The organism is Pseudomonas frederiksbergensis (assembly GCF_900105495.1).
GTDB lineage: Bacteria > Pseudomonadota > Gammaproteobacteria > Pseudomonadales > Pseudomonadaceae > Aquipseudomonas > Aquipseudomonas frederiksbergensis.
On record NZ_FNTF01000002.1, the window covers coordinates 5,032,968 to 5,055,061 of the forward strand.

Here is a 22,094-nt window from a genome sequence, read left to right on the forward strand (position 1 = left end):
CAGGGGGAGACGTATTTATTCCTCTAGTTGCGTATCCATCAAAGCATCGATGTAGGGTGCCTTGTGCGCGAGATATTCGGCAATGCCTTCCCGGTTGTTGGCTTCGAGCCGTAGCTTCAAATCCTGATACTGCTGCCGGATGCTGCCGTTTTCTCTCAAAAGGTCTCGGAAGCGTAGCATTCGCGCAATCTGTCCATGACCAGCGATGCACACGTGTATTTTATGAGTTCTCACCCCATCGACATCGCGACGGTAAAAGTGATGGTCGATCGAAAGATCTGTTCCCCGTACATAGCCCAATGTATGCATGAACTCGCCACGAGCCGCTTCATTTACGTGCTCCGACACCACAACCAAAATGTCGATTTCTGGTTTGGCGCAAAGCCCAGGAACAGCGGTACTACCGACATGATGAGTTTCGATCAGCTCAGCTCCAAAGCCCTTCGCTATTCGTCGTTTTTCGGTAGTAAAAAGTAGCGGCCATTGAGGATCATAGGGCGAGATTTTACTGGTGAGGGTCATCAGCTGTCCTTGCGTCATAGTCGAAGGAGAGAAGATTAACCGTGGTTCAAAAAATTTGAAGTCGGCCATGGGGCCCACGGCAGAAAATAGGCGCTTGAGATTGAAATATTTACTTTGAACAGAGGATGTCGGGCTCTGATTTCGCTTAGCTGCGCGCTAAGGAGGCGTTTTCAGCGGTCAGTATGCGGGCCGTCTGGAAAGACCGACTTTTTTCAATGAAATCTGCCACAACGACCAGTCACAACAAGTGATGGTCGCTATACGAGCCATCGCTGCCTGTCAGTTTGAATCCTCTTACAAGTATTCGCGTCTAGAGTTTCACTGCCAACTATCCTGAAACAAGATCAGAATTCAGGCGTGCAACGTCAGGTGACTTCGTCCTCAGGGAAACCGGTATGACAAATCCGCAAGATAAAGCCGAGTCCGACGCGGATTTAGCTCAGATGGTGATAGGACGAGGGCCCTGCACCTATCTATTGCTGCTCTTACTAGGATTGATCCTTCTGTTTCCCTTCCTTGAGGAGGGTTTAATGCCTCGCTTGTCGCTCGGCATTCTGTTTTCAACGGTGCTGCTCGTGGGCGCTTTCGCCACCAGGCAGACTCGGCGAGGGTTCATCCTCAAGCTGTGTCTGGCGCTGCTTGGGGTTGGCCTTCAATGGGCGGCCTTGGGGGCTGGGAGTATCGCGATTCTTAAGCTTGCCGGGATTTCCTATGCGGCGTCTCTTGCGGTTTCGTTTAGCGGAGTGCTTCGCTATATCCTCATGCGCGGGCCAATTACAGCTGACAAACTGCATGGCGCGCTGGCGGGTTACATCATGCTGGCCTTCGTTTGGTCCTTCATCTTTGCCCTGGTCGAGATATCCGCCGCAGGCTCATTCGGCCCTGGCCAACTCGACTTCGCACAGCCCGGGACCTTCTTCAAACTGATCTATTTCAGCCTCACGACGCTCACCACCACCGGCTACGGTGACGTTATCCCGCTGACCAACCACGCCCGCTCACTTGTGATGGTCGAAGAATTTTCCGGCGTCTTTTACGTTGGTGTTGTGATTGCGCGGCTTGCCGGTCTTTATCCGTCGAATCAGGTCAGGTAACTGTCGATTTGCCTGAGCCACCTCCGGGGGGTAAGCAAGCAGGGTCGGACAAATGTCCCACCAACGCGTGAATGGGACGTAGCGTAAATCCTGTCTTTCAAAGTCCTGCACCGAAACGATACTGCCAGACCATGCCGACAGCATCGTATTCGCTGCCCGTGCGGGAATGTCCGCCATAGCTCGCATTCAGCTTTATCGAATGGTTGCGGTTCAACGGCAGCGAAAGGGTGCAGCCGTAGCGGGTGCTTTCCTGAAAATCACGGTTACTGACCCCATCCACTGAGCTGCTGCCGCCAGCGAAGTAGGTCGCATCCAGCGAACCCCAGACCCCATAGTTGAAGGCGTAGATAAGATGCCCCTGTATTTGGTAAATCGGATCCTGGGAAAGCACGTGGTCGCCGAGTAACTCGTCATTGTCGGTGAAAAAGGTTCCTGCGCCGGATAATTCCAGGGTCACTGGCCCCACACGTTTGGAAACCCCGAGTTCAGGCTTGAATGACCAGCGATTATTGCCCAGATTGATCAGCCTGCTGTCGTCGTATTGGCCCAGTGGCGCCGTGATCGCCAGGCTGGCGCCGATAATCACATCCTGTTGGTAGCTGGGGAACTCGGCCAGGGACATCGCCGGGGCGCCATACAAGTTGACCGAGAAGCGAAATCTTGGGTCGATCAGCCCAGAGACATGACGCTCCCTGGGTTCGCCGGCAAGCAGGGCTGAGCCGGTCAGTTTTGCCTCGGGCACGACGATATCGAACTTCCCCGAGCGGCCCCAGACGTCCAGGGATCTGGCAAAGGCAAACACGACCGTCTTGATATTGAGCCTGGCATCTTCGAGTGGGATCGAGGGGTTGGCCGTCACATTGCCATGGAGATCGCTGTAGCCGATGAGCAGGAAATTGATACCGACCGGTGTATTAGCGTAGGACCTGGGTTCGAGATCTTCTGCCACTGCGCCGGTGGCGAGCATGATGACCGAAGCGGATGCGAAACGAACCAGCCTGATGACACAGAGATTGTGTTTCATCCACTTTCGCTCGCTTCTGTGAGGACCCCGGAGTTCTATGAGTTGTAGCGCATCTGCATTTGTTTGGCATAGACAGATGCCACCCGCACTGCGTAGTCGCACTTGGCTATCTACAGCACGCTCCGAGCCTTTGACTTAACCGGCCAAAAGGACACGCAGAAACTCAACCGCGCACCAGGTAGGCTCCTGACGGAACCCGATCTCGCAGCTTCTTGCATTTTCCGGGTTTGGGCTGATGCCCGGGCGGGCGATCAGGAAACCAGATTCGGCACTTACCCGGAGGCGGCCAATGGCCGCTGGGGATCTCAACCTCATCGTACGCAGGCCGCTGTGGCTCGACGAAAGCCACGGGCACTTCTCCTTCGCGCCGAGGCCTGCCAGCCGTCGGCGAATCCGATACCCTCTCTGCCTGTGCGTTAGCGAAGTTGCCAGCGTTGGCTTGTTCAACAGCGGCCATTTCTGCTTCGCGACGCTTTTGGACCTCCTCTTTGAGCCCCTGCTGTACTGCGACCTGGTCCTCTTTGGCGTTGGGTGAGGTACTCGAAGCCTTGGCCTGCTGCGCCGCCTGGATCAATTGGAAGTTGCGGTTGCGTAACTCGACGTTGCGACCAACCCGCATGTTCGAGCGCGCCGCCAACGTTTCTGCCTGCTGGTACTGCCCCTGCTGAAGACGCAACACACCAAGGTAATGCAGCGTCGCGGGATTGTTCGGCTGGATATGCAGGGCACGCTCCAGCGTGGCAGCGGCTTGGTCCAACTGGCCATTTTCATATTGCCGCGAGGCGGTTTCGATTAGCGTGGTTGATGCGCTGTTACTTTGCGAGAGCGGTCTTCGTTCGGCAGCAACCGAACAAAGCGACGCGACAGCGCAGAACGCCAGGATGAGACCCGGCAGAAAACTCTTGGTTGGCATCAGGGGGCGGACTCGGCTGATCGAGGACGGCACTGTCGTAAAACAGGCCACCAGCGCTGCTCGGCATCGCCGATACAGGGCCCCTGTTGACCTGGCCAGTACCCTGAAGTTCCCGCTGCAACAGGCCATCGGCACCAGACCTTCTCATGCGGATTGTCTGCGCCAAGTGCCGGGTGATGTGCCGAACTGGCGTTTGAATGCGCGACTGAACGCTGCTTCGGACTCGTAGCCCACTGCAAAGCCGATTTGCGCCACATTCCCGCGCCCTTCGCGCAGGTGTTGAGCCGCCACGTGCATTCGCCAGAGCGTCAGGTATTGCATCGGTGGCTGTCCGACCAATGCCGTGAATCGCTCCGCGAATACCGAGCGCGACATGCCCACCTCAAGCGCCAGGGCTTCTGCCGTCCAGCCCTCGGTTGGACGAGCATGGAGCAGCGCCAGTGCGCGCCCGATATGCGGATCTCGCAAACCCGCCAGCCACCCGCGCCGCTCAGTGGGGAGGTTGGCGACATACTGGCTGACGGCTTCGACGAACAGCAATTCGGATAGCTTGGCGATGACTGTTGTCGAGCCGACGCGCCCCGTCGCGATCTCACTGACAGCGAAACGGAATGAGCTTTCAATCCAGGCTCCCGAAGCCGTCGCGCGGACGTCTAGTTTCAATAAGGATGGCAGCGACGAAAGCAACGGGCTGAACGGTGTTTCAGAGCCGAGGAATCCGCACAATAACTGTGTGGCCTCGCCGCCCCCGCCGTACTTGATTCGTGAAATTCCACCGATTTCCGGCGGCTGGATAACTTCGCGCGCCGACATGGGCGCAATGCTTAGATCACTGCCAAAGGTATGAACGTCATTGCGAGGAAGCAGAATGAGTTCGCCTGCCCGCACGTCGAGGGTGGCGCCATCGTCGATACGTAATTGCATGTGCCCCGCCGCGACAAAATGCGACGCAATGATATGTCGAGGTGCCGCCAGGAACGGTTTGCAGTCGTCTGCAGAGATTCTTCCGCTGATGCACCAGGGCGCACTGAGCTCCGCCTCGAGAAAGACCCCACCAGACAGCCGAATCACACGCAAGACATCAGATAGAGCATCCAACAATTGCCAGCCCTCCTTTCCGGAGTCCGGAGCATGTAATCAGGCGCACTGGTCATTCGCCGCCTGAACTGCGAGGCCTAGATTAGCACCAACGTGGACTCAATGATCGAGGCGCTCCCCCGGACGCTTCACCGATGGTCATTGACTCCCGCGTTGACCGTAATTGGCCCACTCCAACTCGACCACGCAAGCCGGAGATCGATATGAACACCGCAGCTACCCTACCCCGCTCAGATTCAGGCAACGCCGCCCGTTTTGCTCAAATCGTCAAATCATCGAAGAAAGCGGAATGGCAAATCGATCGCGATTTGCTACAGGACCGTAGCTTCGACTTCTCGCGCAAATTTTTGCCGGACGGGCTATCGCGGATCGACTGCCTGACCTTTCTCGCCGCGGACGAGGCGCGTCTGCTCAGTCAGATTCAGGGCCGGACCTATGCGTATATCTTTGGCCTCGTCGAGCGTTTTATCAGTGCCAAAATGCTCGATCAAGGTCGGGCCCATGTATTTGACGATCAGCTCGCACTGGAAGCGCTGGTGCGCTTTTCCAACGACGAGATCAAGCATCAGGAGCTGTTCCGACGCATTGAGACGATGATGGGTAAGCAATTGCCAGCGGGGTATCGTCAGGTTGCCGACCCAAACGATGTAGCGCGCGCGGTACTGGCGGCCAGTACCTGGTCGGTACTGGCGCTGACCTGTCATATCGAACTGTTTGTTCAGACGCACTACGTGCAAAGCATCGCCCCGCGCGAGGAGATATGCCCGCTCTTCAAGGATGTCTTCAAGTTTCATTGGAAGGATGAAAGTCGGCACGTCGTACTCGATGAATTGGAGTGGGAGGCTGAGCACGCAAAACTCTCCCCGGCCAAGCGCGACCAGGCAGTGAACGATCTGATTGCGCTGGTGGCGGCTGTCGACGCAATCCTGCAGGCACAATCGGCATCCGATGCCGACTACTTCATTCGAAATGCTTCACGATCGTTCAGTGTCGATCAGACAGCGCAAATCAACGCCTGCGTGCTGAGCGCCTACCGCTGGCAATACATTATCTCGGGCGTGCAACATCCACACTTTGGCCGGCTGCTTACGCGCATGACAACGCCAGCACAGATGTCCAGGATTCAGACCGCACTGGCACCCATCATGAGCCATTGATCGACAGGGGCGACCGACCGCGCGTCGGTCGCACGACGGTGGGATGACATGCCGAAAATGATTGATTGAGGATGGCAGCCATGACGATTCCGATGTGGATGCTGCTTGGATTTGCGACCTGGACTTTACTGTTGTTGATGGCAACCGTCGGAGTGTATCGCTGGGTCAGAATCCTGTTCTCGAATATTCCGATTGCTTCTTTCCGAAGCGATCAGCTCGAAGGCGAGGATTGGTATCGGCGTGGGACAAGGGCACACGCGAACTGTGTGGAAAATCTGCCTGTCTTTGGCGCCATCGTGTTCGTGATTTCAGCCCTTGGTATCGACGGCCCCGCAGTGAACTACCTGTCCATATTCGTCCTGACCGCTCGTGTGTGCCAGTCGCTGGTTCACGTCTCCCATGTGCAAACCGATACGTTCGTGGCGGTTCGGTTTACCTTCTTTTGCGTGCAGTTGGTCTGTTTTCTCGCACTCATTGTGATAGCCGCTTGTTACGGCGCCTGAATACTCAAACAGATCATCGGCACAGCGCACCCGTCGATCACCGAAGGGCGCGCTGCTGTAGCAAAGTTCTGGACGTACAACGTTGGCTATTTAAGCAGGGGGTCCCCTAGAACTTTTCCCTATTAATCTGTCTATGTGGATAGGCACATCCGCTCGGTAAGCGCGAACCCCCAAGGCTTCCCGCAGCAAGATGGCCATACGTCCGATTGTCAATCAGAGGTTGCCTTCTCTCATGAAATTCCATGACCCACGGATGGTGCTCTTCGGCCTGTTTGCGTTCGCGGCAGTGGGCTCGGCCTGCGCAACACCGATGAAGACCCCAACCCCTGTTGTCGCAACTGAAGTCACCGCCGTTCAGGCGCCTGTCCAGGCCGCCGGCAACCCTTGGCCGACCCTGGCCAGTATGGCCGCCACGCAGCCGGGGGCGTTGCTTGCCCATGACGACCGATACTGGCATGACGGCCGTTGGCATGATCGCAGGGACAATTGGCGCCGAGACGACTGGCGTAGAGATAAGTGGCGTCGAGAGCAAGCCCGCCGAGAAGCTGATCGTCGTGATTGGGAGCGCCACCAGGATCGGGCCATGCGGCACCGCTACGAGGACGATCGCCGCTACTATCGTCGCTAGGCCTGCCAGAGCAGGCGTGCGGACCAGACTCGCTCATCCCGCAGCCCTGCCATACTGTTCAACATGACTCGTGCAACTTTCCGCTTCTACGAGGAGCTCAACGATTTCCTGCCGGCCGAACGGCGCCGGCAGTCATTCACCTGCGAGTGCGCGCGAGGGGCGACGGTCAAGCACATGATCGAGGCGCTCGGGATACCGCACACGGAGGTTGAGTTGGTGCTGCTCAACGGCGAGTCGGTGGGCCTGGAGCGGACGATCTTCGACGGTGACCGGCTGGCGGTGTATCCCAAGTTCGAAGCGCTGGACATCAGCCCGTTGCTCAAGGTTCGTGCGCAACCTTTACGGGTGCTGCGCTTCATTGCTGATGCACATCTTGGCGGGCTGGCCAACCTGCTGCGCATGAGCGGTTTCGACACCCTCTACGACAATGGCTTCGAGGATGGCGAGATCGCCGAGATCGCTGCGCAGCAAGGACGCATCGTGCTGACCCGTGACCGCGAACTGCTCAAGCGGCGGATCATCAGCCACGGCTGTTACGTGCATGCCCTCAAACCGTCGCTACAGCTGCGCGAAATGTACGAACGCCTCGACCTGGCGCGTAACGCGCGGCCATTCAGCCTGTGCCTTCATTGCAACCTGCCGCTGCACGAGATCAGCCCGGAACTGGCCCGGCTGCAGGTGCCGCCACGGGTTGGTGCCCTCTATTCGCACTTCTTGCGCTGCGATGCCTGCCAACGGATTTACTGGGAGGGTTCGCACTGGCGCAGCATGCATGCACTGCTGGCGCCTCTGCTGAACCGATAGCCGAGCGCATCGACTTTTTCGTACAAACCCTGGACCGGCCTCAAGCCAGCAACTCGGTGATCCACCGGGCCTGCCGGGCGATGTCTTGCACTTTTTCTTCGGGCAAGGCCTGTCGCGCATGGGCGAAGTGGGTCAGGGTCTTCTGCTTCTCGCGCAGGATGCGCTGCCACTTGATCAGGAACGCCGGGCTGCGTGCCTGCATCTGCAGTGGGCCAAAATAAAGCTCCTCGGCGGTGTACATCACCGGCCCGGCGCGCTCGGCGACGATGATTTCGTAGTCGAAACGATTTTCCCGCAGCAGTTCCTCGCAGAGGATGCGGTAGCCATTTTCCATCAGCCACTGGCGCAGTGGCTGCTCGCCGCCGTTGGGTTGCAGAATCAGGCGCTCCTGGCCACTCAGACGCGCCTTGCCGCTGTCGAGGATGTCGCGGATCGTCTCGCCGCCCATGCCGCAGATTGTGATCGCCGTGATCCCGTCACCCGGTCCGATCGCTGCCAGACCACTGGCCAGGCGCACGCTGATCCGCTGGTCCAGACCGCTCTCGCGCACGGTGCGTTCGGCCGAATGGAACGGCGTCAACGCCACCTCCCCGGCCACCGCCGCCGCAATGGCGCCACGGCGCATCAACGCCACCGGCAGGTAGCCGTGATCCGAGCCGATATCGGCCAGGCGTGCGTCTGCTGGTACATGCGCCGCCACGCGCTCCAGGCGCTGGGACAATGTCTGTTCGTTCAACTGCAGTTCCTTTTCACCACGAATGTCCGGCACCTTTGGCCGGATCGGGACGCGATTCTGTCGAGCAACGCCGTGCATTTCAAATTTATGCGACCAGAGCCATGGTTCGACCCGAATTCTGAGTGGTTGTGCTATGAGGGCGGCTTTCATGCTGCGGTCAGGCATTCGGCGCGTCAGCGGGATGTGCTCAGTGCTTTTTTGACTGAGTTGATCGGTATTTTCGGGGCCGTGCAAACGTCAATAGGAGCAAGCCCCTCACCCGTTTTCAGATCCGGATTTCGCTGGTCGGCATAACGTCGATCCGCGCCACGGGCCCCGTCAAGTGCGCCAGGTCTGCGTTGTGCTCGGTGATGATGTCTTCGGCGGCGAGGTTGCCGTTGTCGACGGTGGAATGCGCATCGGCGGCGAGCACTACGTCATAGCCCAGGTTCAGGGCCTGGCGGACAGTGGCGTTGACGCAATAGTCGGTTTGCAGTCCGCAGACGATCAGGCGGTCGGCGTCCATATCCTGCAATTGCGCTTGCAAGTGGGTCCGGTAGAACGAGTCTCGATTGGTTTTTCGCACGCGAATGTCTTGCGGCGAAGTCTTCAGGCTTTCGGCCAGTTGCCAGCCTTCGGAACCGTATTGCAACTGGTCGCCCCTTTCTTCGTGCTGGATGAGGATGACCGGGATGCCTGCTCCGCGAGCCTTGGCACTGAGGTCGTTGATGTTCTCGATAACACGCTTGATCTCAAAACATTCGTACTCGCCAGTGCACAGGGCGCGCTGGACATCGATGATCAGCAGTGCGGTAGCCATGGTCCCGTCCTTGAAAAGAATCAGTGGATCAGGGGACGAAAAATAGATCCGTCCCCCTTTGAAAAACACCCCTCAATAACCGAGCGACAACCCGGTGTTACGACGTGGATCGTTCGCCCCATAAAAGCGGTTTTTGCCCACCGGCTTGCCTTCCAGCGACGGTGCGCCGACCAGAATCGCCGCCACATGGTTGGCGTCCTGCGGCCCGGCAAACTTGTGCCCCCAGCTTTCGAGCATCTTCACCGTATCAGGGCTGGTGGTGAAGGTCTCAAGGTTGGTCTCTTCCGGTAACCACTGCTGGTGGAAACGCGGTGCATCGACCGCCTCCTGGATGTTCATGCCGTAGTCGATCACGTTGAGCATAGTCAACAAGGTTGCAGTGATGATGCGACTGCCGCCGGGGGTGCCGACGACCATCACCACTTTGCCGTCCTTGGTGACGATGGTCGGGCTCATGGACGACAGCGGTGCCTTGCCGGGTGCGATGGCGTTGGCCTCCCCTTGCACCAGACCGTACATGTTCGGCACGCCGATTTTCGAGGTGAAATCGTCCATTTCGTCGTTGAGGATCACCCCGGTTTTGCTGGCCATGACGCCGGCGCCGAACCAGTCGTTCAAGGTGTAGGTCACCGAGACCGCATTGCCCCATTTATCGACGATGGAGTAATGGGTGGTGTTGCTGCCTTCGTGTGGTGCTACGCCGGGTTTGAGCTCGCGGGACACCGCGGCCTTTTGCGGATTGATGGCTTCGCGGATTTTCGTTGCGTAGTTTTTATCCAGCAGATGGGCGATCGGATTTTTCACAAAGTCCGGGTCGCCCAGGTAGCTGTTGCGGTCCACATAAGCGTGACGCATCGCTTCGATCTGGTAGTGCATGCTCTGGGCCGAGTGATAGCCCAGGTCTTTCATCGGATAGCCTTCGAGAATGTTCATGATCTCGCAAATCACCACGCCGCCAGAGCTGGGCGGCGGTGCCGAGACCACATGGTAGCCGCGGTAATCGCATTCGATCGGGGCCAGTTCGCGGGTCTTGTATTTGTCGAGGTCGGCCTGAGTGATGATGCCTTTGTTGGCCTGGCTGGAGGTGACGATGGCATCGGCCACCCAGCCTTTATAGAAGCCGTCGGCGCCGTTCTCGGAGATTTCCCGCAGGGTTTTGCCGAGGTCTTTTTGCACCAGTTTCTGACCGACTTGCATCGGCTCGCCGTTGCTCAGGAAAATCGCACCGGAATCCTTGATGTCCTTCTTGAACACGTCAGTGGCGTATTCCAGCAACTCGACATCGCCCTGCTCCAGCACAAAACCGTCTTCGGCGAGCTTGATGGCCGGGGCGATCACTTCCTTGCGCGGTTTGGTGCCGTATTTCTGCAGCGCCAGTTCCATGCCCGACACGGTGCCGGGCACGCCAACGGCCAGATGTCCACGGGTGCTCAGGTCGGGGACAACGTTGCCCTCCTTGTCGAGGTACATGTCGGCGGTGGCGGCCAGCGGGGCTTTTTCGCGGAAGTCGAGGAAGGTCTTGCGCCCGTCCGCCAACTGAATGGTCATGAAACCGCCGCCGCCCAGGTTACCCGCCGCGGGATAAACCACCGCCAGCGCATAGCCGACCGCTACCGCAGCGTCGACGGCGTTACCGCCGTTCTTGAGCACATCGACGCCCACGTGACTGGCCAGATGCTGGGCGGTGACGACCATGCCGTTTTCGGCCGCGACCGGCGCCACGGAAGCCGCGTAAGCACTGAGGCAGCTGAGCACCAATGAGGTCGCAATCAGCGATTTGGCAAAAGGTTCGAACTTCATGAGTCGGTCTCTTTTTGTTTTTAGGCTCTGTAAAAAAACAGAGGGGAAGGCTTCAAGAGCAGAGGCAAGTATGGCTGGGATTGCGTATTGCGCCTCCCCGTCGAGGCAGTATGCTTGGCCTCGGTTCAGCACTTTTACGGAGTCCACCGGCATGAGTTACACCTTCATCACCCTCGCCACACCGGTGGGCGAGTTGAAGCTGGTCGCGAACGGCTCACGACTGGCAGCCATCCTCTGGGAAAATGACAAACCCGACCGGGTGCGGCTTGGACCGATGCGCGAGGTGCCGGATAACCCGATCCTGATGCGCACGGCTCAGCAGCTGCGGGAATACTTTGCAGGCACGCGCAATCGTTTCGACCTGGAACTGGATTTTGCCGGGACGGAATTTCAGAAGAAGGTCTGGGCAGCGCTGCTGACCATTCCGTTTGGCGAGACCCGCAGCTATAGCGAGATAGCCCGGCAGATCGGCAATCCCAGTGCAGTTCGGGCAGTGGGCGCCGCGAACGGCAAGAACCCGATTTCGATTGTTGCGCCGTGTCATCGGGTGATTGGCGCTTCGGGAAAGTTGACGGGGTTTGCCGGAGGGCTTGAAGCGAAGGAGCAGTTGCTGACGCTGGAAGGTTGCCAATGGTCTGGGGCCGGCAGGACAGGCGATTTGTTCTGATCAGCCCAAACGCAACCTGTAGCAGCTGCCGAGCCCGCCAGGCTGCGTCCGGCTGCGAAGCAGTCGTAAAACCATTCGCCGCGCTGTTCCAGATAAAACGTGGCGCTTGAGTTTACGACTGCTTCGCAGCCGGACGCAGCCTCGCAGGCTCGGCAGCTGCTACGTTGATCAGGCGGTGGTGAAGATGTTTTTCATCGCCGCATACTGCAACAGCATGATGGTCTTCGCATCGCAGATTTCCCCGCGATAAAACGCATCAAGTGCGTCGTCGAATTTCCACTCCAGCACTTCCAGTTCCTCGGTCTCCTCCTCCAGCCCGCCGCCCTCGCTGACCTTGGCAGCAGCGTCGTACTCGGCGATGAAGAAGTGCAGTTTCTCAGTCACCGACCCGGGGCTCATGTAGGCCTCGAACACCTTGTGCACATGATGCACGCGATAACCGGTTTCTTCCTCGGCTTCTTCGCGGATGCGCTCTTCAGGCGCCGCACCTTCTAGCAGCCCCGCCGCCACTTCGATCAGCAACCCATCGTGGCCGTTGACGAACACCGGCAAGCGGAATTGCCGGGCCAACACCACGGTTTTCTTTTCGCGGTTGAACAGCAGGATCGCCGCGCCATTGCCGCGGTCGTAGACCTCGCGGGTCTGGCGTTGCCATTCACCGTTGTTGCGCTGGTAATCGAAGGTAATTTTCTTGAGCAGGTACCAGTCGTGGGACAACACCTGGGACTCGATGAGGTTGACCCGCTCGGCTGTGTTCGACATGACAATGCATCCCTTTTTTCGTCAGAAGAGGCACATCTTAGGCGAAAACGAAAGGCCGACGCTAAGACAGCTGAGCCTTGTATTCCTTCTCATACTGACCCGCGAGCGTCACTTTCTGTTTGTCGTCGAGTAGCTTGCCGGCCATCTGGAAGAACTTCTGCTCCTCCTCTTCCAGGTGGTGATTGACCTTCTCGGCGAGCTTCTTCGCGGCGACCAGCCAGGCCGGGCTGGACATCTCGGTTTCGTCGAGTGCTTCCATCATTTCGTCCATCTCGTGATGTTCTGAAATGGCATGACGGCTGAGGTCGACGCCGTTATCGAACTCCATCAGCGGGATGTAGAAATGCCGCTCTTCAGCGGTTTCGTGGGCCTGAAGCTCGGACTTGAGCTGCTTGTAAGCCTCGACCCGTTCGGGGGTGTCGCCGCTGGTCTGGATCAGCGCATCGGCGTAGATACGTTGGCGGTCGTGGCTTTCGCGCAAGGCTTCGAAAATATTCACGGAGTGTCCTCATGGGCCGCGTTCAGGAATGACGCTGTTTAGCCTAGACACCTGCGCACGAACGACGGTTCCACCTGAAGACTGGAACAACGACCAGGAGCCGCGATAGTCTTGGAAATGTTTACCACTCTGGCCATAAGGAAATAGCTGATGACCCTGCGAATCGAACGATCGCAAAACCCCACGGATGAAGAACGCCAGGCAATCCTGCTGCCGTTGCGCGCCTATAACGCCGCAAAGGCCGGTGTCTCGACTCAGGAGCCCGTTGCCTTGCTGGTGCGTGACGAAAGCGGCGAGATTCTCGGCGGGCTTCACGGTCGGGTGTTTTACCAATGGTTGTACATCGACCTGTTGTCGGTGCCTGAACAGGCTCGCGGACAGGGCATGGGCACGCAGCTGATGCAAATGGCTGAAGACCTGGCACGGGAAAAGGAATGCATCGGAATCTGGCTCGACACCTTCGACTTCCAGGCGCCGGAGTTCTACCGCAAGCTCGGCTACAGCGAACTCGGCCAGATCGCCGACTACCCGCCGGGCCACAAGCGCTTCTTTTTCCAGAAGCGCCTGAAAAACGAAACCTGACCCGGCGGGAGCAAACCCCATTTTCATAATCAACACAGAACAACTGTGGGAGCGGGCTTGCTCGCGAAGGCGGTGTGTCAGTCAACAGAGATGTTGAATGTACCGGCCTCTTCGCGAGCAAGCCCGCTCCCACAGGGGTATGCGTCAATCCAAAGAATCAGAGGCAGGTCGCCAACGCCGCCAGTCGGCGCTTGGCCACAAAGTCGTCACGCTGAGCGTAATAATTCAGCACGGTGGCGGAAGCGTCAGTCTTCACGTCCACAAAGGACTCTGCCGAGCGCGTGTAAACGGTGGTGCCGCCCTTCTCGCCAGGCTGCAAATACGCGCCAGCATCGACACCGAACACCGCCTCGTCCTGCCAGGAAAACTGCACACATTGGGCGACGATTTTTTCCGGTTTGTCCGACGTCAGGGTTTTGTACGGGGTTCCAGTGCGGGCGTCGTTCATCGCCGAGCCCGCGCATCCGGCCAGCAACGTTACGGCCAGCGCCACCATCAGAATTCGCATTGCGTTCGCTCATCAAGAAAAAGCGGACTGTATCACCGCGGCACGGCGTATCGTTCTGCTTTACTTCATTTATACCGCGACACCGAGTGACGATTCGCGCACCCTGTCGCGCCATAAACACCGCATCGCCCGTTTTTCCGGGCTTATTTTCTGGAAAGGTCATGACACCCAACGCCGAATATTACAAACCGACCGCTGAATATGCCGACAAACTGATCAGCCAGATCGGTCAGACGCCGTCCTGGATTGCCAAGCGGATTGGCGTTACCGACAAGCGAATTCGTTACATTCTCGACGGCGAAAGAACCGTCAAGGGTGAAACCACGCCAATCCAGATGACGTACCCCGAGCAGTTTGCCCTCGAGTGCCTGGCAGCAGCGGCCAAGGCCAGCAAGAAGCAGTCTTCGTAATCCAGCCTCAAGGAGCGACCATGGCGGCAACCGAACAGCAACACGAGCAAGCGCTGAAGAAGTTTCTCGATGAGCGCCCTGAACTGCGCGTCGAACTCGACAACCTCAACCCGCTGATGGCTCAGGCCAAGGGCGAGACCGCGGCGCAGTACCGCGACGAACGCTTGCATGAAGCCTTCGAAGCCGAGGCCGAGCGTCTGGGATTGTTTGCCTGGGAGCTGACGCTGCAACTGACCGCCGCGACGCCCGAGGACTATCAGGCACAGCGCCTGGAAGTGCACAAGGAAGTGGCCGAGATGGCCGGCATGGACTGGCGGGAGTATTGCGAGTTATATGGATTGAGTAAGTGACTATTCCAGTCGCTGCCTGAGGACGACCTTCGCTGATGTTGCCATCCCTCTCAACTGACCGCGCCAGCCCGGGCCACCTGCATACCCGCAAATGGCGTGGACGCATTGGCATGTCGCTGGTGGCCAGCCTCTCGGTACTCGCGGGTATGACCGACGCCATCGGCTTCATGGCCAGCGGTGATTTCGTCTCGTTCATGAGCGGCAACACCACCCGCCTCGCCGTCGCCATCAGCGATGGCGACCTGGGCCTCATGTTGCGCCTGATGATCCTCGTCGGCACCTTCGTCGTCGGCAACGCCTTGGGCATTGTCGTCAGTCGCCTCGGCGGCCGTCGGGCGCTGCCCTTGCTGCTGTGCATCGCCACGCTGCTCTGCGGCGCCGCTGCCTGGCCCTACGACGAACAATTGCCGGCGCTTCTGGCGACGATCATCGCCATGGGCATGCTCAATGCCGCCGTGGAAGAAGTGAATGGACTGCCGGTCGGCCTGACCTACGTCACCGGCGCCCTGTCGCGCTTCGGCCGTGGTCTGGGGCGCTGGATGCTCGGCGAACGGCGTAACGGCTGGCGCGTGCAACTGATTCCCTGGACCGGGATGTTTGCTGGCGCGGTAATCGGCGCCGTGCTGGAACATCACCTGGGGCTCAAGGCTTTGTTTGTCAGTGGTCTGCTGGCCGGCGCAGTCGGGTTGCTGTCGCTGAAAATCCCGCAGCGCTGGCAGTTGGGTTACATGCCGCGCTGATCGGCAGTTGATCGTTCCCACGCTCTGCGTGGGAATGCAGCCCGGGACGCTCCGCGTCCCAAGCGGACGCGGAGCGTCCGGTGAGGCATTCCCACGCAGAGCGTGGGAACGATCGAATTGGGTGCACCTGACACACCATCTCGCGGCAAAGCCCTTCGCCGCCCCGGCGATAAAGCTTTATCATGGCCGCAGTTTTGCTGATCGAGTCCGTCATGAAATTCGCCATCGCGCTGTTTTCCGCCGCCCATGCGCCCTCCTCGCGCCGCGCCCTGCTGTTTGCTCAGGCTGCGCTGGCCGGTGGGCATGAGATTGTCCGGCTGTTTTTCTACCAGGACGGCGTCTACAACGCCTCCGGCAGCGTGGTCACGCCGCAGGATGAGCAGGACTTGCCCAAGCAATGGCGCAACTTCGTCACCGAGCATCAACTGGACGGCGTCGTGTGTATCGCGGCGGCCCTGCGTCGTGGCGTGCTGAATGAAGAAGAAGCCGGGCGCTATCAGCGTGAAGCCGTTGCAGTGGGCGCGCCGTGGGAATTGTCCGGCCTGGGCCAGTTGCATGATGCGGTGCAGGATGCTGAACGCCTGATCTGTTTCGGAGGCGCGTGAGATGGCTAAGTCCTTGCTGATTATCAGCCGTCAGGCGCCCTGGTCCGGGCCGAGTGCGCGGGAAGCGCTGGACATCGTGCTGGCCGGCGGCGCCTTCGATCTGCCGATCGGCCTGCTGTTTCTTGATGACGGGGTGTTCCAGCTCGCCGCGAAACAGGACGCCAAGGCCCTCCAGCAGAAGGACCTCAGTGCCAATCTGCAAGCCTTGCCAATGTTCGGTGTCGACGAACTGTTTGTCTGTGCCGACAGCGTTGCGGAACGGGGTCTGAACCCGACTGGTTTGGCGCTGGAAGAAGCGCAGGTGCTGGCCGCCCACGAAATCACCGCACTTATTGACCGTTACGACCAGGTGATCACCCTCTGATGTCGACTTTGCATGTGTTGTCTCATTCCCCGTTCGGCGACGATCGCCTGACCAGTTGCCTGCGCTTGATGGGCGCTGACGATGCGCTGCTGCTGACTGGCGACGCGGTTTATGCGCTGCAACCAGGCACCGCGCCGTTCAAAGCGCTGAACGCCCGCCACCCGAAACTGTTCGTGCTGGCCGAAGACGCCCAGGCTCGCGCGCTGGAGATTCCTGACACGGCCAAGGCCATCGATTACCCGGCCTTCGTCGAGCTGTCGATTCACTACGACAAGGTCAACAGTTGGCTATGAAATCCCTGACGGTCGGCGCACGCGCCATCGAGCTGGACAAGGACGGTTTCCTGGTCGAACTGAGCGACTGGTCCTGCGAGGTAGCAAGCGCCCTGGCCGCCGCCGAAGACATCGAGTTGAGCCCCGAACACTGGGAAATCCTCGAACTGCTGCGCAGCTTCTACGCCGAATTCCAGCTGTCGCCGGCCACCCGTCCGCTGATCAAATACACAGCAACGAAGCTGGGCCCGGAAAAGGGCAACAGCCTGCACCTGAACCGACTGTTCAAAGGCACCCCTGCCAAACTCGCCGCGAAACTGGCGGGCCTGCCCAAACCGACGAATTGCTTATGACCGACTACCCTGCGCTGACCCTCGAAACACCCGCCGAACACCCGTTCGCCCAGTTTGTGCGCATTCTCGGCAAGGGCAAACGCGGCGCCCGCGACTTGACCCGCGAGGAAGCCCGCGAAGCCATGGGCATGGTGCTCGACCACAAGGTCGAAGACACCCAGCTTGGCGCGTTCCTGATGCTGTTGCGGCACAAGGAAGAAAGCGCCGAGGAAATGGCCGGGTTTACCGAAGCCTTGCGTGAACGGTTGAATCCGCCGGCACTGGCCGTCGATCTGGACTGGCCGACATATGCCGGCAAGAAACGCCATCTGCCTTGGTACCTGCTGGCCGCCAAGTGTCTGGCACAGAATGGCGTGCGGATTTTCATGCATGGCGGCGGCGCGCACACGGCCGGTCGGCTCTACAGCGAGCAACTGCTGGATGAGTTGAAGATCCCGTTGTGCCGCGACTGGCAGCAGGTCGGCGACGCACTGGATAACGGCAGCCTGGCCTTCATGCCGCTGGTGGATTGGGCACCGCAGCTGCAACGAATGATCGACCTGCGCAACACCTTGGGCCTGCGCTCGCCGATCCATTCCCTGACGCGGATTCTCAACCCGTTGAGTGCCCGCTGTGGCCTGCAAAGCATTTTCCACCCCGGCTACCAGGCGGTGCATCGCGATGCCAGCGGTTTGCTCGGCGACACCGCGATCGTGGTGAAAGGCGACGGCGGCGAAATCGAGATCAACCCGGACGCCGATAGTCACTTGTACGGCACCACGGGTGGCGAAAGCTGGGACGAGGAATGGCCGCAGTTGTCGGCACAACGCCACGTCAAACCGGCCAGCCTCGATCCCGAGCATTTGAAAGCCGTGTGGCGTGGCGACGTAGTCGACAGCTATCCGCAAATGGCATTGATCTCGACCATGGCTCTGGCCTTGCGCGGCCTCGGCCAACCCCGTGAGCAGGCCTTCGAAACCGCCCAGCAGTATTGGGATGCGCGGGACAAATCGATATAACCGATCATAAGCGCCCAACCTTTGCGCTTTTTAATCGAACCTATGCGAATAGACTCCTCTCCAACGCTTATTGGTTGAGGAGTCTTGGACATGGGTTTGTTAGTTGAAGGCCGCTGGCACGACCAGTGGTACGAAAGCAGCAAGGATGGCGCGTTCCAGCGTGAACAAGCGCAGCGTCGTAACTGGCTGACCACCGATGGCAAACCTGGCCCGACAGGTGTTGGTGGCTTTGCGGCCGAGGCCGGTCGTTATCACCTCTACGTGTCCCTCGCCTGTCCATGGGCTCACCGCACGCTGATCCTGCGCAAACTCAAAGGCCTCGAAAGCCTTATCGACGTCTCGGTGGTCAGTTGGTTGATGCTGGAAAACGGCTGGACCTTCGACCAGAACCTCGGATCGACCGGGGACAAGCTCGATCATTTCAATTTCATGCACCAGCGCTACACCGCCGATACCGTCGACTACACCGGCCGCGTCACCGTGCCGGTGCTCTGGGACAAACAGCAGAATCGCATCGTCAACAATGAATCGGCGGAGATCATCCGCATGTTCAATGGCGCCTTCGATGATTTGACGGGTAATGACCTGGATTTCTACCCGGCGCCGCTGCGGGGCGAAATCGATGCGCTGAACGAACGGATTTATCCGACGGTGAACAATGGCGTGTATCGCGCAGGATTTGCCACAGCGCAGAAGGCTTATGAAGAAGCGTTCGACGGGTTGTTCGAGGAGCTTGATCGGCTGGAACAGCTGTTGGGTGCCAATCGCTATTTGGCGGGTGAGTACCTGACCGAAGCGGATATTCGGCTGTTCACCACGTTGATTCGCTTTGACGCGGTGTATTACGGGCACTTCAAGTGCAACCTGCGGCGGATTGCCGATTATCCGAATCTGTCGAACTGGCTGCGGGAGATTTATCAGTGGCCGGGGATTGCCGAGACGGTGAACTTCGAGCACATCAAGAATCACTACTACGGCAGCCACAAGACCATCAATCCGACGGGGATCGTGCCGAAAGGGCCGGCGCAGGATTTCACAGCAACGCATGATCGCGAGCGGTTGAGCGGGAAAGGGGTTTGGCGCAGAGCCTGACAGACGATCGTTCCCACGCTCCGCGTGGGAATGCCGCCAGGGACGCTCCGCGTTCCGCTTCGGATGTGACGCAGAGCGTCACGGGATGCATTCCCACGCAGAGCGTGGGAACGATCAGTTACAGGATGTTCAGACCTGCGCCTGAGCGCCCTCGAACCACGCCAGTTTTTCGCGCAACTGCACCACTTCCCCAACGATCACCAGCGTCGGCGCATGCACTTCATGCTCCGCCACCAGACTTGGCAAATCGGCCAAGGTGCCGGTAAACACCCGCTGATTAACGGTGGTGCCCTGCTGGATCAACGCCGCTGGCGTATCCGCCGCGCGACCATGCTTGATCAACTGTTCGCAAATGATCGGCAACCCCACCAACCCCATGTAAAACACCAGGGTTTGCGCCGGCGCGACCAGGTCGGCCCACGGCAAATCGGTGGAACCGTCCTTCAGGTGCCCGGTGACGAAACGCACAGACTGCGCGTAATCACGGTGCGTCAGCGGAATTCCGGCATACGCCGCGCAACCGCTGGCCGCGGTGATACCCGGCACCACCTGGAACGGGATGCCATGGGCCGCCAGTTCTTCGATTTCTTCACCGCCGCGACCGAAGATGAACGGATCACCGCCCTTCAGCCTCACCACCCGCTTGCCTTGCTTGGCCAAATCCACCAATTGCTGATTGATCTGATCCTGAGGTACGGCGTGATCGGCGCGACGCTTGCCGACGTAAACCCGCTCGGCATCGCGACGGCACAAATCCAGAATCGCTGGCGCCACCAAGCGGTCATACAGCACCACATCGGCTTGCTGCATCAGACGCAAGGCACGGAAGGTCAGCAGGTCGGGATCACCCGGGCCGGCGCCCACCAAATAGACTTCGCCCGTGGCATCCGGTGCTTCACCGGCAATTTTCGCCAGCATCAAGCGCTCGGCTTCGGCGCCCTGCCCGGCCAGTTGCCGGTCGGCAATCGGGCCCTGGAACACATCTTCCCAGAACGCCCGACGCTGCTGCACATCCGGGAACAGGTGTTTGACCTGGCTGCGAAAACGCGCGGCCAGGCCGGCCAGTTGACCGTAGGTGGAAGGAATCCAGGTTTCCAGTTTGGCGCGGATCAACCGCGCCAGCACCGGCGCATCGCCGCCGCTGGAGACCGCTACGATCAAAGGAGACCGGTCGACGATCGCCGGGAAGATCACGCTGCACAAGGCTGGCGCGTCCACCACGTTGACCGGCACGCAACGCCGATGGGCATCGGCGGAGACTTGCGCGTTCAGCGGTTCGTCGTCGGTGGCGGCGATGATCAGCCCGCAACCGTCCAGGTCCGATTCAACGTAGCCTCGCACCAGACATTCGCCACCGCTACCGGCAACCAGTTCGCGCAGTTGCGGTTCGATTTCAGGTGCGACCACCCGCAGCAGCGCACCGGCTTCGGCCAGCAGACGGGACTTGCGCAAGGCAATCTCCCCCCCGCCGACGACCAAGACACGACTGCCGCGAAGGTTATGGAACAGCGGCAGATAGTCCATTTAGCCGATGACCTCGAGGCCACCCATGTACGGTTTCAGCACGTCCGGCACACGGATCGAACCGTCGGCTTGCTGATAGTTTTCCAGCACCGCCACCAGGGTACGACCGACCGCCAGGCCGGAACCGTTCAGGGTGTGAACCAGTTCAGGCTTGCCGGTTTCCGGGTTGCGGAAACGCGCTTGCATGCGACGGGCCTGGAAATCACCGCAGTTGGAGCACGACGAAATCTCGCGGTATTTGTCCTGGCTCGGGATCCACACTTCCAGGTCGTAGGTCTTGACCGCGCTGAAGCCCATGTCGCCGGTGCACAGCGCAATAGTGCGATAAGGCAGTTCGAGCAATTGCAGGACTTTTTCGGCGTTGGCGGTCAGGCCTTCCAGCGCTTCCATCGAGGTCGACGGCTCAACGATCTGGACCATTTCAACCTTGTCGAACTGGTGCTGACGGATCATGCCGCGCGTATCGCGACCCGAGGCACCGGCTTCACTGCGAAAGCATGGGGTGTGGGCGACGAACTTGATCGGCAGCCGTTTCGAATCGACGATTTCGCCAGCGACGATATTGGTCAGCGACACTTCGGCGGTCGGAATCAGGTACAGATCGGCTTCGCCTTCGCGAGTGATCTTGAACAGGTCTTCTTCGAACTTCGGCAACTGACCCGTGCCTTGCAACGCCGGCGCTTGAACCAGATAAGGCGTGTAGGCCTCTTCGTAACCGTGTTCGCTGGTGTGCAGGTTGATCATGAACTGCGCCAGGGCGCGGTGCATACGCGCAATCGGGCCGCGTAACAGGGCGAAACGGGCGCCGGACAGCTTGGCGGCGGTTTCGAAGTCCAGCCAGCCGAATTTCTCGCCCAGGGCGACGTGGTCCTGAACCGGGAAATCGAACGCGGTCGGGGTGCCCCAACGGCGCACTTCGACGTTGCCGTCTTCGTCATCACCGATCGGTACGGATTCGTGCGGCAGGTTCGGGATGCCGAGCAGGATCGAATCCAGATCGGTCTGGATCGCGTCCAGCTCGACTTTACCGGCGCTCAATTCATTCGCCATGCGCTCGACGTCCGCCATCAGCGGCGCGATGTCTTCGCCGCGCTGCTTGGCCTGGCCGATGGATTTGGAGCGCGCATTACGGTCAGCCTGCAGTGCTTCGGTGCGGGTCTGGACGGTCTTGCGCTGTTCTTCCAGCGCTTCGATGCGCGCAACATCCAGCGTGTAACCACGGGATGCCAGGCGGTCCGCTACGTCCTGAAGGTTGCTACGTAACAGTTTGGAATCGAGCATGTCGGTCTC

At 59.3% G+C, this 22,094-nt stretch carries 28 protein-coding genes and 1 pseudogene; 17 read left to right on the plus strand and 12 right to left on the minus strand.

Annotated features, from left to right (window positions below):
• Positions 1-15: 15 nt before the first annotated feature.
• Complete coding sequence (locus BLW70_RS23590) at positions 16-522, minus strand: GrpB family protein (protein WP_074878117.1); 507 nt, start codon at positions 520-522, stop codon at positions 16-18.
• 395 nt (positions 523-917) lie between these two features.
• On the opposite strand from BLW70_RS23590, the gene BLW70_RS23595 reads away from it, so the two are divergent.
• Positions 918-1,616 carry an ion channel gene (locus BLW70_RS23595; protein WP_074878119.1) on the plus strand — a complete coding sequence of 233 codons (699 nt, stop codon included), beginning with the start codon at positions 918-920 and terminating at the stop codon, positions 1,614-1,616.
• A gap of 97 nt (positions 1,617-1,713) precedes the next feature.
• Here BLW70_RS23595 and BLW70_RS23600 read toward each other — a convergent pair whose 3' ends face one another.
• From BLW70_RS23600 to BLW70_RS23610, 3 genes are all read right to left on the minus strand, one after another.
• Positions 1,714-2,640, minus strand: coding sequence for a transporter (locus BLW70_RS23600; RefSeq protein WP_074878120.1), 927 nt, complete (start codon positions 2,638-2,640; stop codon positions 1,714-1,716).
• Positions 2,641-2,803: 163 nt separating this feature from the next.
• Complete coding sequence (locus BLW70_RS23605; RefSeq protein WP_074878123.1) at positions 2,804-3,553, minus strand: tetratricopeptide repeat protein; 750 nt, start codon at positions 3,551-3,553, stop codon at positions 2,804-2,806.
• Between the two features lie 144 nt (positions 3,554-3,697).
• Entirely contained in the window at positions 3,698-4,654 is a 957-nt protein-coding gene (locus tag BLW70_RS23610) for an AraC family transcriptional regulator (RefSeq protein WP_074878126.1), read from the minus strand.
• Positions 4,655-4,854: 200 nt separating this feature from the next.
• Here BLW70_RS23610 and BLW70_RS23615 point away from each other — a divergent pair, with 200 nt between their 5' ends.
• From BLW70_RS23615 to BLW70_RS23630, 4 genes are all read left to right on the plus strand, one after another.
• Entirely contained in the window at positions 4,855-5,808 is a 954-nt protein-coding gene (locus BLW70_RS23615) for a diiron oxygenase (RefSeq protein ID WP_074878128.1), read from the plus strand.
• Between the two features lie 80 nt (positions 5,809-5,888).
• A complete protein-coding gene (locus tag BLW70_RS23620; RefSeq protein WP_074880789.1) occupies positions 5,889-6,311 on the plus strand; it encodes an MAPEG family protein in 423 nt (140 codons plus the stop codon).
• 232 nt (positions 6,312-6,543) lie between these two features.
• Positions 6,544-6,939 carry a hypothetical protein gene (locus BLW70_RS23625; protein ID WP_074878130.1) on the plus strand — a complete coding sequence of 132 codons (396 nt, stop codon included), beginning with the start codon at positions 6,544-6,546 and terminating at the stop codon, positions 6,937-6,939.
• A gap of 63 nt (positions 6,940-7,002) precedes the next feature.
• Positions 7,003-7,743, plus strand: coding sequence for a Mut7-C RNAse domain-containing protein (locus BLW70_RS23630; RefSeq protein ID WP_074878132.1), 741 nt, complete (start codon positions 7,003-7,005; stop codon positions 7,741-7,743).
• Between the two features lie 40 nt (positions 7,744-7,783).
• On the opposite strand, the gene BLW70_RS23635 is transcribed toward BLW70_RS23630, so the two are convergent.
• Positions 7,784-8,479, minus strand: coding sequence for a tRNA (adenine(22)-N(1))-methyltransferase (locus tag BLW70_RS23635; protein ID WP_328586409.1), 696 nt, complete (start codon positions 8,477-8,479; stop codon positions 7,784-7,786).
• A gap of 114 nt (positions 8,480-8,593) precedes the next feature.
• On the opposite strand from BLW70_RS23635, the pseudogene BLW70_RS31210 reads away from it, so the two are divergent.
• Positions 8,594-8,773: pseudogene (locus tag BLW70_RS31210) on the plus strand (hypothetical protein); the annotation flags it as partial.
• Here the strand turns inward: BLW70_RS31210 and BLW70_RS23645 are convergent.
• Complete coding sequence (locus BLW70_RS23645) at positions 8,745-9,278, minus strand: cysteine hydrolase family protein (protein WP_074878139.1); 534 nt, start codon at positions 9,276-9,278, stop codon at positions 8,745-8,747. The pseudogene BLW70_RS31210 and the gene BLW70_RS23645 sit on opposite strands and share 29 nt — an antisense overlap.
• A gap of 72 nt (positions 9,279-9,350) precedes the next feature.
• A complete protein-coding gene (ggt, locus tag BLW70_RS23650) occupies positions 9,351-11,078 on the minus strand; it encodes a gamma-glutamyltransferase (RefSeq protein ID WP_074878141.1) in 1,728 nt (575 codons plus the stop codon).
• Between the two features lie 151 nt (positions 11,079-11,229).
• Between ggt and BLW70_RS23655 the strand changes: the two genes are divergently transcribed.
• Entirely contained in the window at positions 11,230-11,745 is a 516-nt protein-coding gene (locus BLW70_RS23655; protein ID WP_074878143.1) for a methylated-DNA--[protein]-cysteine S-methyltransferase, read from the plus strand.
• 168 nt (positions 11,746-11,913) lie between these two features.
• Here the strand turns inward: BLW70_RS23655 and BLW70_RS23660 are convergent, their stop codons facing one another.
• Both BLW70_RS23660 and BLW70_RS23665 read right to left on the minus strand, forming a co-directional pair.
• The gene (locus BLW70_RS23660; RefSeq protein WP_074878145.1) at positions 11,914-12,507 is read right to left on the minus strand and encodes an NUDIX domain-containing protein; all 594 of its coding nucleotides are present in this window, start codon (positions 12,505-12,507) and stop codon (positions 11,914-11,916) included.
• Positions 12,508-12,568: 61 nt separating this feature from the next.
• Positions 12,569-13,006 carry a hemerythrin domain-containing protein gene (locus tag BLW70_RS23665; RefSeq protein WP_074878147.1) on the minus strand — a complete coding sequence of 146 codons (438 nt, stop codon included), beginning with the start codon at positions 13,004-13,006 and terminating at the stop codon, positions 12,569-12,571.
• Between the two features lie 150 nt (positions 13,007-13,156).
• On the opposite strand from BLW70_RS23665, the gene BLW70_RS23670 reads away from it, so the two are divergent.
• Complete coding sequence (locus BLW70_RS23670; RefSeq protein ID WP_074878149.1) at positions 13,157-13,588, plus strand: GNAT family N-acetyltransferase; 432 nt, start codon at positions 13,157-13,159, stop codon at positions 13,586-13,588.
• Between the two features lie 157 nt (positions 13,589-13,745).
• On the opposite strand, the gene BLW70_RS23675 is transcribed toward BLW70_RS23670, so the two are convergent.
• Positions 13,746-14,096 (minus strand): hypothetical protein, encoded by a 351-nt coding sequence (locus BLW70_RS23675; RefSeq protein WP_074878151.1) that lies wholly within the window; start codon positions 14,094-14,096, stop codon positions 13,746-13,748.
• 161 nt (positions 14,097-14,257) lie between these two features.
• Here BLW70_RS23675 and BLW70_RS23685 point away from each other — a divergent pair, with 161 nt between their 5' ends.
• The 9 genes from BLW70_RS23685 (at position 14,258) to BLW70_RS23725 (ending at position 19,280) form a co-directional block, all read left to right on the plus strand.
• Positions 14,258-14,506, plus strand: coding sequence for a hypothetical protein (locus BLW70_RS23685; protein WP_008154823.1), 249 nt, complete (start codon positions 14,258-14,260; stop codon positions 14,504-14,506).
• Positions 14,507-14,526: 20 nt separating this feature from the next.
• A complete protein-coding gene (locus BLW70_RS23690) occupies positions 14,527-14,856 on the plus strand; it encodes a DUF6388 family protein (protein ID WP_074878153.1) in 330 nt (109 codons plus the stop codon).
• Positions 14,857-14,891: 35 nt separating this feature from the next.
• Entirely contained in the window at positions 14,892-15,596 is a 705-nt protein-coding gene (locus BLW70_RS23695) for a YoaK family protein (RefSeq protein ID WP_074878154.1), read from the plus strand.
• 212 nt (positions 15,597-15,808) lie between these two features.
• Positions 15,809-16,201 (plus strand): sulfurtransferase complex subunit TusD, encoded by a 393-nt coding sequence (gene tusD / locus BLW70_RS23700; RefSeq protein WP_074880794.1) that lies wholly within the window; start codon positions 15,809-15,811, stop codon positions 16,199-16,201.
• A gap of 1 nt (position 16,202) precedes the next feature.
• Positions 16,203-16,565, plus strand: coding sequence for a sulfurtransferase complex subunit TusC (gene tusC / locus BLW70_RS23705; RefSeq protein ID WP_074878155.1), 363 nt, complete (start codon positions 16,203-16,205; stop codon positions 16,563-16,565).
• Positions 16,565-16,858 carry a sulfurtransferase complex subunit TusB gene (gene tusB, locus BLW70_RS23710; protein ID WP_074878156.1) on the plus strand — a complete coding sequence of 98 codons (294 nt, stop codon included), beginning with the start codon at positions 16,565-16,567 and terminating at the stop codon, positions 16,856-16,858. Before tusC ends, tusB begins: the two co-directional genes overlap by 1 nt.
• On the plus strand, positions 16,855-17,190 hold the full coding sequence (locus BLW70_RS23715; protein WP_074878158.1) for a TusE/DsrC/DsvC family sulfur relay protein: 336 nt from the start codon (positions 16,855-16,857) through the stop codon (positions 17,188-17,190). Before tusB ends, BLW70_RS23715 begins: the two co-directional genes overlap by 4 nt.
• Positions 17,187-18,188 (plus strand): glycosyl transferase family protein, encoded by a 1,002-nt coding sequence (locus tag BLW70_RS23720; RefSeq protein WP_074878160.1) that lies wholly within the window; start codon positions 17,187-17,189, stop codon positions 18,186-18,188. Before BLW70_RS23715 ends, BLW70_RS23720 begins: the two co-directional genes overlap by 4 nt.
• 90 nt (positions 18,189-18,278) lie before the next feature.
• The gene (locus BLW70_RS23725; protein WP_074878162.1) at positions 18,279-19,280 is read left to right on the plus strand and encodes a glutathione S-transferase family protein; all 1,002 of its coding nucleotides are present in this window, start codon (positions 18,279-18,281) and stop codon (positions 19,278-19,280) included.
• A 129-nt stretch (positions 19,281-19,409) separates the two neighbouring features.
• On the opposite strand, the gene cysG is transcribed toward BLW70_RS23725, so the two are convergent.
• Both cysG and serS read right to left on the minus strand, forming a co-directional pair.
• A complete protein-coding gene (gene cysG / locus BLW70_RS23730) occupies positions 19,410-20,804 on the minus strand; it encodes a siroheme synthase CysG (protein WP_074878164.1) in 1,395 nt (464 codons plus the stop codon).
• Positions 20,805-22,085 (minus strand): serine--tRNA ligase, encoded by a 1,281-nt coding sequence (gene serS / locus BLW70_RS23735; RefSeq protein ID WP_074878166.1) that lies wholly within the window; start codon positions 22,083-22,085, stop codon positions 20,805-20,807.
• Between the last annotated feature and the right edge of the window lie 9 nt (positions 22,086-22,094).